Raw genomic sequence first — 16,850 nt, 5'->3', positions numbered from 1 at the left:
TTATAAATAAAAAAAAGGAATGTTCTGAGAGCTAAGGTGCTCAGTAGATTTATAAAAAATGGGAAAACATAAATTCATATTAAGCGGCGGCGGCACTGGCGGGCACATTTACCCGGCTGTGGCTATTGCCAATGCATTGAAAGAGCGTTTTCCTGATTGTGAGATACTGTTTGTAGGCGCGCAGGACAAAATGGAGATGCAGAAGGTGCCGCAGGCGGGCTACGAAATAAAAGGGCTGTGGATAGCGGGCCTGCAGCGCAGGTTTACGTTTGATAACGCGCTGTTCCCGCTAAAGCTGATGAGCAGCCTTATAAAATCGAGAAAGATTGTTAAAGAGTTTAAGCCCGATGTAGTTATAGGCACCGGAGGCTTTGCCAGCGGGCCGTTGCTAAGGGCAGCAGCAGGAATGGCCGTGCCCACGGTGTTACAGGAGCAAAACTCTTACCCGGGCATAACCAACAAGTGGCTGAGTGGCCTTGCCAAAAAAATATGCGTGGCGTATGACGGGCTGGAGCGGTTTTTCCCTGCGGGGAAGATTGTTTTTACCGGAAACCCCGTAAGGCAGGACCTGATGGACACCGAGACCAAGAGGGCAGAAGGCATACAGCGCTTTGGGCTTACCCCTGATAAAAAGACCCTGCTTGTGCTGGGCGGAAGCCTGGGTTCGCGCCGTATAAACCAGCTTATCGCAAAAGAGCTTACCTGGCTTCAGGCGCAGGATGTGCAGATAATATGGCAGTCTGGTAAATTTTATTTTGAAGAGTACCGCCACCATGGCGATAAAGAAGGCATCCAGGTGTTGTCGTTCATAGACAGGATGGATTTGGTGTATGCCGCGGCCGATGTGGTAATATCACGCGCGGGGGCATCATCTGTATCAGAACTTTGCCTGGTGGGCAAGCCGGTAATTTTTATACCGTCGCCTAATGTGGCTGAAGACCACCAGACCAAAAACGCCCAGGCCATTGTAAACAAATACGGCGCGCTGCTGCTCAATGAAGCCCAGCTGGATACGCAATTTCAGCCTGTGTTTGCCGATTTGATAAGCAACGCAGAGAAGCAGCAAAAACTGGGAGAGAATATAAAGAAGATGGCAAAGCCAAATGCCACAAAGGATATAGTTGAGGAGATAGTCAAGTTGCTAAAATAAGCTGCTTAGCTTCTAAGCCTCTTAGCTCCTACGCTAAGAAGCTCAGTGGCTCAGTAGCTAAGAAGCTCAAGAAAATGGAACTGGAAAAAATACATAACGTCTATTTTATTGGTATTGGTGGCATAGGCATGAGTGCCCTGGCGCGCTACTTTACCTTTATAGGCAAAAATGTAGCAGGGTATGATAAAACGCCTACCCATCTTACGGATGAACTAAAGGCAGAAGGCATCAGTATCCATTTTGACGATAAGGTTGAGCTTGTAGGCTTACCGTTCCTTGACAAAGAAAATACGCTGGTGGTAGTAACCCCGGCGGTACCTAAGGACCACCTGCAATGGAATTATTTTTTGCAGAATGGCTTTGAAGTGAAAAAGCGTGCCGAAGTGTTGGGCATTATTACCAAAGGCACATTTTGCTTTGCGGTAGCCGGCACACACGGCAAGACCACAACCAGCAGCATACTGGGGCATATACTGTACCAGAGCGGGGTAGACGTTACCGCCTTTATAGGCGGCGTGGTTGAAAATTATAACAGCAACCTTATAGGCAGCGGCAAAACCGTAACGGTAGCCGAGGCAGACGAGTTTGACCGCTCGTTCCTGCACCTGCACCCGGATATTGCCTGTGTAACCAGCATGGATGCCGACCACCTTGACATCTACGGTGATACGGCTTCAATAGAAGCATCGTTCAGGGAATTTGCAGATAAGGTTGAAGATAAGAATAAGCTGTTTATAACTAACGGGCTTCCGCTGGAAGGTGTAACGGTTGGGGTAGGCAAAGGGCAGTTTTCTGCACAAAATATAAGGATAGATAATGGGTGGTATGTGTTTGATGTAGCCACTCCACAGGGTACGTTAACGGATATCCGTTTCGGGCTCCCGGGTCACCACAACCTTACTAACGCTACATTGGCATTGGCCATGGCAAAAACCTACGGAGTGTCGGATGAAAATATTAAGTCGGCGCTGGCAAGCTTCCAGGGCGTAAGGCGCAGGTTTAGCTACCAGATAAAGAAAAAGGGGCTGGTGTATATAGACGATTATGCGCACCACCCTACAGAGATTGACGCGGTATACCAGGCGGTAAGCGAACTGTACCCCAGCGAAAAGGTATTGGCGGTGTTCCAGCCGCATTTGTTCAGCCGTACACGCGATTTTGCCGAGGGCTTTGCAAAGAGCCTGGGCAAGTTTGAAAATATAGTATTGTTAGACATTTACCCGGCCAGGGAGCTGCCCATAGAAGGGATAACAAGCAAATGGCTGCTGGATAAGATAGAGAACCCCAATAAGAGGCTGGTAAGCAAGGACAACCTGCTGCCGCTGCTTAAGCTGAGCGATGCCACGGTGTTTATAACCATAGGGGCGGGCGATATAGGAGAGATGGTGCCAGATATTAAAGCTGTTTTAGATGAAAAAAATTAACTGGGCAAACATAAGGCTTATCCTCATTATGGGGGTAGTGGTGTTTTTGTACTCTTTTTCGGCAAAACGGAATGAGGGCAGGCTGCTGAAAGAGCCCGAGGTATTGTTTGCGGATAGCGAGAATTATATTACTAAAGATAACGTTAATAAGTTGTTGATACAAAATTACGGCAGTATTACGGGCATAGCAAAAGTTCAGTTAGATTTGAATAAGGTGGAAAAAAGTATCGACAAAAATCCTATGGTCGACAGGGCAGAGGTTTACGCTACGGTTGATGGAAAACTTAAGGCAATCGTAACCCAAAAAAAGCCCGTCGCCAGAATTTTTTCCGGGGCGAAATCGTTTTATCTGGACTATAACGGCCAAGAAATGCCGCTCAGCGACAGCGAAACCGCACGTGTTTTGCTGGTGTCGGGCAGCATTGAAAGGGTAGATGGTGTTAAGCTAAAAGAGTTACTTGATTATATTTATGACGACGGCTTTTTAAAGAAGAACATCACGGGGATGGCCGTAACCCCGGCAGGCACAGTAACAATGCGCAGCAGGAATTATGATTATGAAATTGTTTTTGGGCAGCCCATAAACATTGACCGGAAATTTAAAAATTATAAAGCGTTCTTACAGGACGCTGTTAAGGATACGTTGATAGAAAATTACAAAACAATTAACCTGAAGTTTACGCAGCAGGTGGTGTGCACCAAAAAATAGAGGATATGGAAAGAGAGAGCATTGCAGTAGGTTTAGACATCGGTACAACAAAGATTGTTGTAATGATTGGCAAAAAGAACGAGTATGGCAAGCTGGAGATACTGGGTATTGGCAAGTCCAAGAGCCTGGGTGTGGCCAGGGGTGTGGTTAATAACATTACCCAGACCATACAGTCTATACAACAGGCCATACAGGAGGCCGAGGCTAACAGCGGCTACCGCATTAACGATGTGGTAGTGGGTATAGCTGGCCAGCACATACGCAGTATACAGCACAGCGATTACATCAGCAGGAGCAATTCTGATGAAGTAATAGGCGATGCCGATATCGATATGCTTATTAACCAGGTGCACAAGCTGGCCATGTTGCCGGGCGAGGAAATCATCCACGTGCTTCCGCAGGAATTTAAGATAGACGGACAAAGCGAAATAAAAGAACCTATAGGTATGTACGGTGGCAGGCTTGAGAGCAGTTTCCACGTGGTAGTGGGGCAGGCATCATCCATCCGTAACGTAGGCCGTTGCATTAAGAGTTCGGGGCTGGACCTTTCGGGCCTAACACTTGAGCCACTTGCTTCGGCAGATGCCGTGCTGAGCCAGGAAGAAAAAGAGGCCGGTGTGGCGCTTATCGATATAGGTGGCGGTACTACAGACCTTGCCATTTTTAAAGACGGCATCATCCGCCATACGGCAGTAATACCTTTTGGTGGTAACGTTATCACCGAGGATATTAAAGAGGGCTGCTCTATCATAGAGAAACAGGCCGAACTATTAAAAGTAAAATTCGGTTCGGCATGGCCGGGCGAAAACAAGGATAACGAAATTGTATCGATACCGGGCTTAAGGGGCCGTGAGCCGAAAGAGATTTCGCTTAAAAATCTTTCTAAAATCATCCACGCCCGCGTGGTTGAAATTATAGAGCAGGTGTTTGCCGAGATTAAAGCTTACGGGCACGAAGACCCACGCAAAAAACTGATAGCAGGCATAGTGCTTACAGGGGGTGGCGCAGAGCTTAAGCACATTAAGCAGCTGGTAGAATACATTACCGGTATGGATACCCGCATAGGTTATCCTAATGAGCACCTTGCAGGTAAATCGGGCGAAGAAATTTCGAGTCCGTTATATGCCACAGCAGTAGGATTGGTTATGAACAGCCTTCGTAACAATACCATGAGCGCAACGCCACTGGTAGAGTTGCAAAAACCGGTATACCAGGCACCGGTAAGGGTACAGCCTGTAAAAACAGCCCCTGTAGTGCAAGAGGTGGAAGAAGACCTGGAAACCGTAGCAGTAGAAAGAGAGCCGGTAAATGTACCTGAAAGCACTGAGAAAAAAGTGAAAAGGTCGTTTTTTGACAAGTATATAGACAAGATTAAAGATTTTTTAGATAACGCAGAATAAAAACCCGAGATTATGATGAATACAGATTTTGGAAGCATTTCGTTTGACCTGCCTAAAAACCAGTCGAACGTAATCAAGGTTATAGGAGTAGGCGGAGGCGGCAGTAACGCCATCAACCACATGTTTAAGCAGGGCATCAAAGGCGTAGATTTTGTTATTTGCAACACAGACAGCCAGGCGCTTGCAAACAGCCCTGTGCCTACAAAAATACAGCTTGGTGTAAACCTTACCGAAGGCCTTGGCGCTGGCGCTAACCCCGAAGTGGGGCAGCAATCGGCACTGGAAAGTATTGAAGACATTGAAAAAATGCTCGATACCAATACCAAAATGCTCTTTATAACCGCGGGTATGGGCGGTGGTACCGGTACCGGTGCTGCTCCCGTAATTGCACAGCTTGCCAAGGAGCGCGACATACTTACCGTGGGCATTGTTACCATACCATTTCAGTTTGAAGGAAAGGTGCGTGGCGACCAGGCCATGCTGGGTGTAGAGCGCCTGCGCAAACAGGTAGACTCGCTTATTGTAATCAATAATAATAAGCTAAGGGAAGTATACGGTAACCTGGGCTTTAAGGCAGGTTTTAGTAAAGCCGACGAAGTATTGGCAACAGCCTCGCGTGGCATCGCTGAAGTTATTACGCACCACTACACGCAAAATATCGACCTTAAGGATGCCAAAACCGTGCTTAGCAACAGTGGTACGGCCATAATGGGTAGCGCAACCGCGACAGGAGAAAACCGTGCTAAAGACGCTATTATATCGGCACTGGACAGCCCGTTGCTTAACGATAACAAAATTTCAGGCGCTAAAAACGTACTGTTGCTTATTGTAAGTGGCACTACCGAGATTACTATTGATGAGATAGGTGAAATTAACGACCATATACAGGCGGAAGCCGGGCACAATGCTAACATCATTATGGGTGTGGGTGAGGACGAGAGCCTGGGTGAAGCCGTTGCCGTTACCATTATTGCCACCGGCTTTAATGTAGAACAGCAAAATGAAATTGTAAATACAGAGCCTAAAAAAATAGTGCACGCACTGGAAGAAGACCAGAAAATGGTGCACAACCTTACACAGAGGCCAATAGTGCCATCGTTTGACTTTTCAGCCCCGGCTGAGCCAAAAGCGGTAGTAAGGGCTGAAGAGCCTGTAGCGGAAGAGAAAATAATTTTTTCGCTTGAGGAGGAAGTTGTCGTTGAAAAAAAGCCCATAGCTGAAGTTGTTGAAGTGGCTGAAATTGCTTCAGCCTACATAAACAGCCTTGACGTATTTTTTGAAATCGTAGCGCCGGAACCGGTAAAGCAGGCACCACCAGTATTTGAGGTACAGCCTGTTGCCACGGCACATCCTGTAGCTGCTCCTGTTTCCGCTCCGCCCATGGCAAAAAGTATTTGGGATATAGAGGTTATAGACCCTGAGTTTGTAATCGTTGAGAAAAAAGAAGAGCAGTTTACGTTCTCATTTGACCTTTCGGTAGACAATGCCAAAAGCGAGGAGAAACTGCTGTTTAGCCTTAACGACGAGGTGCGCGATATAAAAGTTACAGCGCCGGTACACGTGGTTCCGGTAACTGAGCTTAACGAAACAGGTGTAGTGCGTTATTCTCTTGAAGATTATCTCGAGAAAGAAAATGAACTGCTAAATTCTAAACCTGCCGCTAAAGCGGAAGAGCCAATATCTGAGGAGCTTAACTTTACACTAAGGAATACTTTTGAAAAAATAGCCCCTAAAACTGAAGAGCCAGTGGCACAGCAGCCCCGTGCGGCAGAACCTGTAGCACCGCGCTACACGCCTGTACAGGAAGACCCATCTCCGGTGGAAATGACCATTGAGGAAACGTTGCGTATGAGGGCCGAGGAGCGCAGGAGGAAAATGAAGGAGTTTAATTATAAATTCCACAACAATGCCGCAAGGGTAGATGAATATGAAAAAGAACCCGCTTATAAAAGGATGGGTATAGACCTGCACGACTCACGGGTAGATAACAGCAAGTCGCGCCTGTCGCTGGGTACAGACAGTAATAACGACCTGCAATTGAGGTCAAACAATTCATTCCTTCATGATAACGTGGATTAACTAACCCAAATGTGAATGATTGTGAAGGATGGCCCGAAAATATGATTATATTTTCGGGTTATTTTTTTATCTTCGCACCACATTTAAATTATTGCTTATGAGTTTGCAGTCACAAATCATGGATGCTATGAAAACGGCCATGAAAGAAAAAGATACCGTAGCGCTGGAGTCGCTAAGGGCTATAAAATCGGGCATATTACTTGCGCAGACCGAAAGCGGCGCTAAGGAAGAAATAAGCGAAGAAGAAGAAATAAAGCTACTGCAAAAGCTGGTAAAACAGCGTAAAGACAGCGCCGCTATATACATACAGCAAAACAGGCAGGACCTTGCCGACCCGGAGCTGGCACAGGCCGCAGTTATTGAAAAGTTCCTTCCGGCGCAGCTTACCGAGGAGGAAGTTGAAGCCGTGGTGCGCAGGATTATAGCCGAAAATAACTTTAGCGGCATGGCCGATATGGGTAAGGTTATGGGCATAGCAAGCAAAGAGCTTGCCGGTACCGCCGATGGCAAAATGATATCAAGCGTAGTGAAGAAAACGCTTGTTTAATTTAGTTCAAAGTTTCAGGTTTCACGCTTTTTGACCGTTCAGTACGGCAACTTTAAACCTGAAACTTTAAACTAAAACCTGGCTTCATAGTTCAATGGATAGAATTTCAGATTCCGGTTCTGAAGATTTGGGTTCGAATCCCGATGAGGTCACGATATAAAACCATAAAATACTAATTATGAGTATTTTATGGTTTTTTTTGTTGTCTGTACGATTCTTGTGTTTTAGTTTAACCATACCGAAAAAAGACTGCTTTTGGTAGAATATACTATTACCTTTTTTTAATTTGCATTACTGTAAATAAATCTTTTTTTCGACCTCATTTATCACTGTTTAACATGTCTATAAATGTCTTGCAATGTTTTGGAAAAACCATAAAGTGCTGATATATTGAAAATCTTCCAAAAAATACACCCTTGGGAATCCCCGAAAGAGTCTTCATAATAGCCTAACGGCTTCAGGTCTTATTGTGTGGGTGTTACTAAATAGTTCTTTACACTACAATAATTTATGGATATAAATATTTTATGATAATGAATTAAATATCAGTTTTTTAATGAAAATCATGTTGTTGTTTTTCGGGATGCAAAACAGCTAATTCGTGCTTGTTAGTGGACTATCCCTTTCATAGCAATGTACAAAATGTTTAGAGTATTATAGTAAACATTCTATCCCTAAGCTACCTCTTTAAGAGTATCACTATTCATCAAAAGGATAAATTTAGATTTCATCTTTTGTAATAATTCATTCTTAGTTTTATCTAAGCCATACTTTTAAATCAAAAGATTGCTTAATTTACTGAAACGGTATTTTATCTACTTGTTAAAATAACCTTAAAGTTAAAAATTTGTTTTTTAACTTTTTTAAAACTTTATTTGCCTATCTAATTTCAAAACCAACCGATTATGCATATCCCACACCTGCGCACTACCTGTGCGTTGCTGCTATTTTATGGCATTACCCAAGCCCAGGATATCCTTTGGGAACGCTCCTACGGCGGCAAGCAAGCAGAATATTTATTAGATGCACAATCCACGGCTGACTATGGCTTTATCCTTGCCGGGGCATCGCTGTCGGTAAAAGGCGGCAACAAGGAAGAAGGCAACGTAGGCGACCTTGATTACTGGGTATGGAAAATGAATGAGGACGGCGAGGCCGAATGGCAAAAGAACCTTGGCGGCTCAGGGCCTGACTTCCTGTACAGCATCCGCAATACCAATGATGGCGGCTTTATCCTCGCCGGGACATCGGAATCAACTAAAGGTTTTAATAAGATTGATTCCGCCTTAGGCAAAGAAGACATCTGGATTGTAAAACTCAACGCCAAAGGCGGCGAAGAATGGCAAAAAACCATAGGCGGCCCCGGCCAGGATTTGGTCAAGTCCATTTCACAGACTACCGATGGCGGATATATCATAGGCGGCTCCTCGGCATCTCCCCAAAGCCTTAAGGTAATGAAAGGCCAGGACGACCCCTACGGAAAGTCAGAAGCCTGCCGTGGCGGCCTGGACTACTGGGTGATAAAGCTGGATAACAAAGGCAAGGTAGCCTGGCAGCGTACCATAGGCGGCCAGTATAATGACGTGCTGGAAAGCATCGTACAAACCCAGGACGGTGGGTACATTATGGGTGGGTACTCTAATTCGCCAGCCTCGATTGATAAATCATTGGATAACTACGGTGCAGGTGATTACTGGGTGGTAAAGGTAGATAAAGACGGCGCTACCGAATGGGAAAAGATGTACGGCGGCGAAGAAGACGACCATTTGTACTGCATTGCCCAGTCAAAAGATGGTAACTACCTACTTGGGGGCAGCTCTGTCTCAGCAACCACGGGCAACAAATCAAAAACCAATAAAAAAGGCGCTGACTTCTGGGTACTTAAACTGGATAAAAAAGGCAGCATCCTTTGGCAGGAAACCTACAACACAGGTAATGTAGATGTGCTTACCTCATTGGTCGAGAACAATGACGGTACAATACTGATTGGCGGTTATGCCCAAAGCGAGGTAATAGGCCAGGGTAACAAAAAAGACAAGAAAGACATCAACGACTATATCGCTATAAAACTATCTGCCGAGGGCGAGGAACTGTGGAAACAAACCATAGGCAGCAATGGTGAAGACCTGCTTAAAAAACTGGTGGAAACCCGCGATGGCGGTTACATCCTGGCAGGCACCAGCAAAGGCGCTATATCACGCGATAAGAACAGCGGCAAAGGCAGCAACGACTTTTGGGTCGTGAAGCTGAAAGACGAGGACAAAAAGAAAAAAGAAGACAAGCGCACCTTGCTTGAAGCCATACCTAACCCAGCCGGTGAGTTTACCAACATTATTGTAGGCTTTGACTTCAACAGCGGCACCGCCACCCTTTTTGATCTCTCAGGCAGGATGCTGCAAAGCTTTGAGGTAAACAGCCGTACCATTCCGCTTGATGTGAGTGCGTACCCTGAAGGCATCTACATCGTGGAGGTGAAAACCGACAAGGGCACGGACTCGGTGAAAGTAATGAGAAATAGGAATTAAAATACCAACCAACAGATGAATACAATAAAATATCTCCTGATATTATTTTTCGGGACAGTAATAAGTTACGGGCAGCAAATGCCTAATATTATGCCTCCATCACCGGAAGCATCAGCAGTCTTTAAATTTGCAGAAATTCCCGTATCATTATATACAGGTTTACCTAATATAAATATCCCTTTATTTGAAATAGAATCGGGAGGCGTAAACGTTCCTATTAGCATCAGTTATCACGCCAGAGGCATACAGGTAGCGGAGGTTGGATCAAGGGTAGGAATAGGCTGGGCATTGAACTGTGGCGGCATGATTACAAAACAGGTAAGGGATAAAGACGATGCGTTGCAGTTTCAATGCGTCGACTATTCAAAGGTTTTTAGCGACCTAAATGAACGAAACTCAGTCTCGGCAAGTACTAATCTGGGTGTAGCGGAGACCTGTGATATGTTGCCTGACCAGTACAGTTTTTCTGTAAATGGCGTGAGCGGTAAGCTTATACCCGATTTAATTGGAGGGGGCTCCGTGACACAACAATACACAGACTTTTCGGTATCAGAGGGCGCAATAACAGACGGTAAGGGGAATAAATATATCTTTGGAGAGAATAATGCGACGGACAATGATATGATTTTCCTTAATCGTGTAATACACAATACTGATTTAACCCAAACACCTCCACAAGGGGCAGCCAGCTTCTCTAACTATCCTAATACATGGCATCTTACTACAATAAAAACAGCACAAAATACCGAAATAAAGTACTATTATACTAAAGAAACAACCTATCATACCAGAAGGTCTTATGACAAAGTTATTGGCCCGCACGCTGATAGTTATACATCCGATATAAGAAATGAGCAACAGCGTCTTGACAGTATTTCTTTTGATAAGGGTAAGTTGAAGTTTGAATATACCGAAGCTTTCCCTGAAGAGATGCCAGGTAACTATAGCCTTCATAAAATCATATTATATAATAAAGAAGGCCAGGCAATAAAGCAGGCTATTTTTGATTACGAGTATACAACGAGTGAAATAGATTACGTCAATATTAATTGGTATTTAGCGGAAGATAGTTCGGCATATAAACGGCTTTTCCTGAAAACAGTCCAATTTGCAGACAAAGACGGCAACACGCTCCCTCCATACAGTTTTGATTACAATCCTATTGTCTTGCCCAGCCGCCATTCTAATTCGGTAGATGTCTGGGGGTATTACAACGGCAAAAACAACGGTACCTTTTTAGAAACATATTATGATGATTTGAGTGTGGATGTCGAAAAGGTACAGGCTGGTTTATTGCAAACTATGACAAAGCCTGAAGGCGGGCAGGTTAAATTTTACTATGAACCCAATATTGCTGTAAATGTGTTCCCTAACAGTATTGCTTTTGCCAACCCTAACCCTTCTTATCACAGGGTTGTTACTTTATCACCACTCGACGCGAATCCACAAAGCGTAGATGAAGACAATGTAGATGAAAATAATAACCCTGTACCGAAATATAATGGAAATGGTGATTACTCTGATATCTTTGAAGTTTCTGAATATCGGACAAGTTTAATCACAAGTACGGCACATGGCTATGGGATTGCCGCCTGTCAGTGTAACAGCCCTGTAGGTTGCCCAGTAAATCCTGTACCCAATCCTGATTGCCCTTCAATATGCCAATTCACAATTTCGATACTGAAGTTTAACCCTGTAACTAATACATTTGGCAATTCATTCCTGATATATCCGGGGACAAGAACAATATCGCTTGATCCGGGAAAGTATAAGTTAAAAGTAGATTATACAGGCTCAACGCCCTATAGCGTGAATAACCAGTGTCAATCCTTCTTTGTATCTATCAATTGGCACGAAGAAATTACTTCACAATTCATAGAGCCCGCAGAATTAACATGTGTGAGTGAAAATTACAGTGGTACCAAAGTTATACATGGCGCTGGAAACAGGATTCGCAAAATAGAATACATAGAATCACCTGATTCTGATGTAGTACTAACAAAAACCTATAGCTATACAAATCCTCAAACTGGCCAGGCAAGCGGGCGTATTTTGGGCCTCACAAGTTTTGTGAGCCTTACCGAGGACACACTCAATGGACAACCTGCCAACGCTGAAAGCGATCCCTGGGGTTCGGGGGGAGGAAGTATATTCAGCACCTACCAAGGTAACAATGTAGGGTATAAATTTGTAACGGAATATTATGGCGATGGTGATAACACTATCGGCAAAACCGAATACGAATATTCTATGATATATGATACAGGGAGGTACTATGAGTTCCCTTACCACCCACCCACAGATAACGAATGGTTGCGTGGCAAAGAGCTAAATGTAAAGGTGTACAAGAAACAGGGAAATAGTTACCAGATGGTAAAAAAAACACAAAATACATATCTCCTTGGAGATTCACTGGAATTAGCAAGCCCCTTGACCAACCCCCTATGTAATCATCCATTTTTTAAACCGTCACTCAGGATACCAATGGTAGAGGACTTTGAGCCAAATGGAGGATATGTTAAAAATAATAGGTATTATAATATACCCGCGACCCAAATACCTGTTAAGCTTCCTAGTGATACATTATCTGAGGGTCAAGCAACGGGGTATAAAATCTACTACATGACTGGCGGCACATTAGATTTAAAGAAAAGCCTAACAACTGAATACCTGGATAATGGTACCCAAATGCTTAACACCACTGACTATAGCTACCGCTACGATTACCATTATAATGTAGCGCAGGTAAGCCAGGCAACGAGTGATGCAGCACCTTTACTTACCAAATATTTATATGCTAATGACCCTGAAGTAAGCGACAGGCTCGCCGTGCCTGACCTTCTTGCTAATAACATGAAGCAGGTACCTCTGGTAACACAAACCTTTAAGGGCACTGCAAAACTATCTGAAACAGAAACCGTATTTAAGGATTGGAATCCAAATGATACAATACGGTTAATGCAACCCCAATATGTTAAAATGGCAAAAGGAAATAATGGCACTGAAGCAAGGCTCGAGTACAAGAAGATAGATAGCGCTAACGGCAATATATTGGAAGTAAAACAAACAAATGGAATATCTATAGCGTACATATGGGGCTATAAAGGAACCTATCCGCTTGCAAAAATTGAAAATGCAACTTTCGCACAGGTAGCAACTGCACTTGGAACCACAGAAGCCGCGCTTAAGGCCTTAACCGTAGTACCGGCAAACATCAGGACACTGTTGCCCAATGCCATGATAACTACGTTTACTTATAAGCCACTTGTGGGGGTTACGAGCATAACCGACCCTAAAGGCGATGTGCTTAATTACGAATATGATGTTTTTGGCAGGCTTAAGTTTGTGAGGGACAAATGGGGCAATGCTTTATCTGAGAATCAATACATCTATGGGCAATAACCACCAACCATATCACTAATGAAAAAAATACTATATTTCATGCTGTTGCTGCCCCTTGCATCAATGGCACAGATTCAAAATTATATTAAGACCATAACCCAGCGCGACTCGGCCAATACAGCCACCCAGCAAGTAAACGTTACTTACTTTGACGGGCTGGGCAGGCCGACGCAGAAAATACAGGGCAAGATGGGCGGTGACGGTAAAGACATCATTACTCACATTGAATATGACGGCTTTGGCCGTCAGGTACGGGAATACCTGCCGTATGTAAGCACAAATGGAACAGCACAGGCATTTGAAGCCAACGCTAAAGCTGCAACACTTGCCTACTACGGTGATAATCTCAAAGTAGATGAAACTACTTTAAATCCATGGTCTGAGAAGTTTTTGGAAGCTTCTCCGCTTGGCAGGGTTTTAAAACAGGCCGCTCCCGGAAACGCATGGGTAGCTGATCTTGACCCTTACAGTACCAATGATAAAACGGTTAAATTCGCTCAAATGTCGAATAGCAGCACAGACGCCGTTAAAAGGTATAGTGCCAGCACAAATTCAAGTTATGTACCCACTTTTACAAATCCGGGAAGTAACTATGCAGCCGGAGAATTGTATAAAACCATAATAAAGGATGAAAACTGGAAAAGCACCGATAATAATAACAATACGGTACAGGAATTTAAAAACAGGGAAGGACAACTGATTTTAAAAAGGACTTTTAATAGTAATGTTGCCCACGATACCTACTACGTATACGACCAGTTTGGGAATTTAACCTATGTGCTGCCTCCATTAGTTAGTGGTACCATTACAACCACAACACTTAATAACCTTTGCTACCAGTATAAATATGACGGCCGCAACCGCCTTATAGAAAAAAAAATACCCGGTAAGCAGTGGGAGTTTATTGTATATGACCAGTTGGACAGGCCAATACTAACCGGCCCGGCATTGTCGCCCTGGGGCGGTACAACACAGGGCTGGCTCAGGACCATATACGATGACTATGGCCGCATAGCCATGACGGGGTGGTACACAGCTACGGTTAATTCAACAACAAGGGCAAGCGCTGCTACAACTGTTGTAAACGCGGTGCGCGGCAGTGGTACCAATGGCGGTATCAGTACCGGTTATAACCCGATACCCAGTCAGCCCTCGGGTTTTGCGTTGCTCACTATTAATTACTATGATGACTATACCTGGCCAGGTGCACCCACCTTCCCGGTGCCGGTTAACGGTAAAAATGCCCGCAGTAAAGTAAAAGGGCTGCCTGCAGGCTCATGGGTAAGGGTACTGGATGCCCAGGCAAATACAACAGGGGAAATAAGCTATACGCTTTATGATTATAAAAGCCGGCCGGTACGTAGCCGCACAGCAAATTACCTGGGCGGCTTTACGCAGGTAGATACTGCGCTCGATTTTGACGGCTCGCCTACAAAAACAGTTACTACACATAAGCGGTTGACAGGAAGTACCCCGGATATTACCTTAGAGGAAAACTTTACCTATACTGCCCAGGACAGATTATCGGGCCATACCCATAAGATTGACGCGCTTGCAGCGCAGCCACTGGTAGGGTACGCGTATAATAAGCTTGGGCAGCTTAAAAATAAATATAATGGATCTGTATCGCCATTTGGGCTAGGGTCATTGCAAAACATAGGTTATACTTATAATGCCCGCGGCTGGTTAACAGACATTAATGATGTAGATAATCTAGGTACTGACTTGTTCGCGTTTAAAATAGCCTATAATACTATTTCAGGACCTACTTTTGATGGTGTTACAGGTTTGTATAATGGCAATATTTCTGAAACGTACTGGAAGACGGCTACAGATGGCCAGAAACGGAAATACAGCTATAAGTATGATAACCTTAACCGGCTTAAACATGCCTATTACCAGAAGCCAACGATACCTTCTGTAGGCAGTTATGATGAAGATATAAGTTATGACAAGAATGGCAATATAACGGCGCTTATGAGGAATGGCGCGGTTGATGACTTGTACGCAGATGTAGAGATAGATAACCTTACCTATACGTATGCTCCGGGTACTAACAGGCTAATGAAAGTACAAGAGATTGGCGACGCGAGCCCACAGGGATTTAAAGACAGCCCTGACAACCTGGTAGACGACTACATTTATGACAACAATGCTGTAAACGGCAATGGCAACGTAACATCAGACAGGAACAAAGGGATTACCAATATTAAGTATAACCACCTTAACCTGCCGGTAGAGATAAATTTTGGCAGCACAAACAAAATTATCTATCTTTATGATGCCGCAGGCAGGAAGCTGAAGAAAACGGTAACAGAAGTGGTATCGGGTAATTTAACTACGGTATATGTTGATTACCTAAGCGGCTTCCAGTACAAAGGAGGGGTGTTGCAGTTTTTTCCAACGGCTGAGGGGTATGTAGACAATACGGTTGTAAGTGGTGTTAATAATTACAATTATGTGTACCAGTACAAAGACCATTTGGGCAACGTAAGGCTAAGTTACACTAAAGACAAGAAGACCGGCAACAAGGTAATTATGGAAGAAAACCATTATTACCCTTTTGGGTTGAAGCACCTTAACTATAATACGACCCATGCGATGTACCTTGCGATGAACGGTGAAGTAATCCTGTACCCGCCCCTAAACGCTACCGATAAGCTGGTAAACAACTATAAGTACAACGGTAAAGAGCTGCAGGATGAACTGGGGCTTAACATGTACGACTACGGCGCACGGAATTATGACCCTGCACTGGGCAGGTGGATGAATATTGACCCGCTTGCATCAAAATACCTGTCGACAAGTCCTTACGCATATGCATTAGACAACCCTATTTATTTTATAGATATTGACGGGATGCAAACTGAAGGGGAAAGCGCAAAATATGCTACAACTGCAGAGGTACTTGATGAAACAACTTACGATTATGGCGAACTTGGAGGCGTGACCATTAATGCCAGACGGGAAACAGGTATTTCATGGTTGCCACATTTAGGAATGAATATAGACCTTACCTCGGCAGTATTTGGGGAAGGCTATATGAAGAAATATGAAGTACTTGCCTCTACCCAAGCTGGTAGGGATTTTTATAAGAACCTGCATAAATATGATGAGACAGAGAGGAAGATATATGTAGGAGCATTAGGAATTGTAGCACCAAACCTTATTCTTCCAGCATTAGCGGAATTCGGTACTATGGTCTTGGCGGGCGAGACATTAACTGTAGCTGTTGAAGGGGCTGAGGCTCTTAATGTGGTTGTTGACACAGAAGAGGCGGTTGTTGCTCTTGAGGAAGGGACAGCACTTGCTAAAACATTAGGTGTTGCTGGTGAAGAAGCTGTGGGAATTACAGGTCCAAAAGTTGGTATACAAATTGCAGGAAAAATACGATTTCCTGATAAATTAAATCAATTTGGAAAAGTATTAGAAGAAGTTAAAAATGTGAAATATCAAAGTTTTACCCGTCAGTTACGGGATTACTCTCAATATGCTCAACAAAATGGATTCGATATGATTCTACATACGCGTTCTTCTACAATTATATCCGCACCTTTACAGCAAGCCATAGATGCAGGCTTAATAATACATAGATATATCCCAGGACTTTAAAA

9 protein-coding genes and 1 tRNA gene are annotated in these 16,850 nt (G+C 44.1%); all 10 read left to right on the top strand.

Going from position 1 to position 16,850, the window contains the following annotated elements:
* Positions 1-58 precede the first annotated feature (58 nt).
* The 10 genes from murG to ACLI09_RS12485 all read left to right on the top strand — a co-directional run bounded on the left by murG (position 59) and on the right by ACLI09_RS12485 (position 16,848).
* On the top strand, positions 59-1,150 hold the full coding sequence (gene murG, locus ACLI09_RS12530; protein WP_411419965.1) for an undecaprenyldiphospho-muramoylpentapeptide beta-N-acetylglucosaminyltransferase: 1,092 nt from the start codon (positions 59-61) through the stop codon (positions 1,148-1,150).
* A 74-nt stretch (positions 1,151-1,224) separates the two neighbouring features.
* Entirely contained in the window at positions 1,225-2,574 is a 1,350-nt protein-coding gene (gene murC, locus ACLI09_RS12525) for a UDP-N-acetylmuramate--L-alanine ligase (protein ID WP_411419964.1), read from the top strand.
* Positions 2,561-3,283, top strand: a complete 723-nt coding sequence (locus ACLI09_RS12520) for a cell division protein FtsQ/DivIB (RefSeq protein ID WP_411419963.1) — start codon at positions 2,561-2,563, stop codon at positions 3,281-3,283. Before murC ends, ACLI09_RS12520 begins: the two co-directional genes overlap by 14 nt.
* Positions 3,284-3,288: 5 nt before the next feature.
* Positions 3,289-4,683, top strand: a complete 1,395-nt coding sequence (ftsA, locus tag ACLI09_RS12515; protein ID WP_411419962.1) for a cell division protein FtsA — start codon at positions 3,289-3,291, stop codon at positions 4,681-4,683.
* Positions 4,684-4,695: 12 nt separating this feature from the next.
* Positions 4,696-6,762: a cell division protein FtsZ gene (gene ftsZ, locus ACLI09_RS12510; RefSeq protein ID WP_411419961.1), complete on the top strand. Its 2,067-nt coding sequence runs from the start codon at positions 4,696-4,698 to the stop codon at positions 6,760-6,762.
* 97 nt (positions 6,763-6,859) lie between these two features.
* Positions 6,860-7,309, top strand: a complete 450-nt coding sequence (locus tag ACLI09_RS12505) for a GatB/YqeY domain-containing protein (protein WP_411419960.1) — start codon at positions 6,860-6,862, stop codon at positions 7,307-7,309.
* 80 nt (positions 7,310-7,389) lie between these two features.
* Positions 7,390-7,461: transfer RNA gene (locus ACLI09_RS12500), tRNA-Arg, on the top strand.
* Between the two features lie 753 nt (positions 7,462-8,214).
* Positions 8,215-9,834 carry a T9SS type A sorting domain-containing protein gene (locus ACLI09_RS12495; protein ID WP_411419959.1) on the top strand — a complete coding sequence of 540 codons (1,620 nt, stop codon included), beginning with the start codon at positions 8,215-8,217 and terminating at the stop codon, positions 9,832-9,834.
* 15 nt (positions 9,835-9,849) lie between these two features.
* Positions 9,850-13,236 carry a hypothetical protein gene (locus ACLI09_RS12490; protein WP_411419958.1) on the top strand — a complete coding sequence of 1,129 codons (3,387 nt, stop codon included), beginning with the start codon at positions 9,850-9,852 and terminating at the stop codon, positions 13,234-13,236.
* Between the two features lie 18 nt (positions 13,237-13,254).
* On the top strand, positions 13,255-16,848 hold the full coding sequence (locus ACLI09_RS12485) for a DUF6443 domain-containing protein (RefSeq protein ID WP_411419957.1): 3,594 nt from the start codon (positions 13,255-13,257) through the stop codon (positions 16,846-16,848).
* Positions 16,849-16,850 lie beyond the last annotated feature (2 nt).

Source organism: Flavobacterium sp. RHBU_24 (genome assembly GCF_046613695.1).
GTDB lineage: Bacteria > Bacteroidota > Bacteroidia > Flavobacteriales > Flavobacteriaceae > Flavobacterium.
Note: the sequence above shows the minus strand (reverse complement) of the source record. Positions and strands in the feature narration are given on the sequence as shown.

Coding starts and splice junctions, on each gene's coding strand:
- murG (WP_411419965.1), top strand. CDS start 59: ATGGGAAAACATAAATTCATATTAAGCGGCGGCGGCACTGGCGGGCAC.
- murC (WP_411419964.1), top strand. CDS start 1,225: ATGGAACTGGAAAAAATACATAACGTCTATTTTATTGGTATTGGTGGC.
- ACLI09_RS12520 (WP_411419963.1), top strand. CDS start 2,561: ATGAAAAAAATTAACTGGGCAAACATAAGGCTTATCCTCATTATGGGG.
- ftsA (WP_411419962.1), top strand. CDS start 3,289: ATGGAAAGAGAGAGCATTGCAGTAGGTTTAGACATCGGTACAACAAAG.
- ftsZ (WP_411419961.1), top strand. CDS start 4,696: ATGATGAATACAGATTTTGGAAGCATTTCGTTTGACCTGCCTAAAAAC.
- ACLI09_RS12505 (WP_411419960.1), top strand. CDS start 6,860: ATGAGTTTGCAGTCACAAATCATGGATGCTATGAAAACGGCCATGAAA.
- ACLI09_RS12495 (WP_411419959.1), top strand. CDS start 8,215: ATGCATATCCCACACCTGCGCACTACCTGTGCGTTGCTGCTATTTTAT.
- ACLI09_RS12490 (WP_411419958.1), top strand. CDS start 9,850: ATGAATACAATAAAATATCTCCTGATATTATTTTTCGGGACAGTAATA.
- ACLI09_RS12485 (WP_411419957.1), top strand. CDS start 13,255: ATGAAAAAAATACTATATTTCATGCTGTTGCTGCCCCTTGCATCAATG.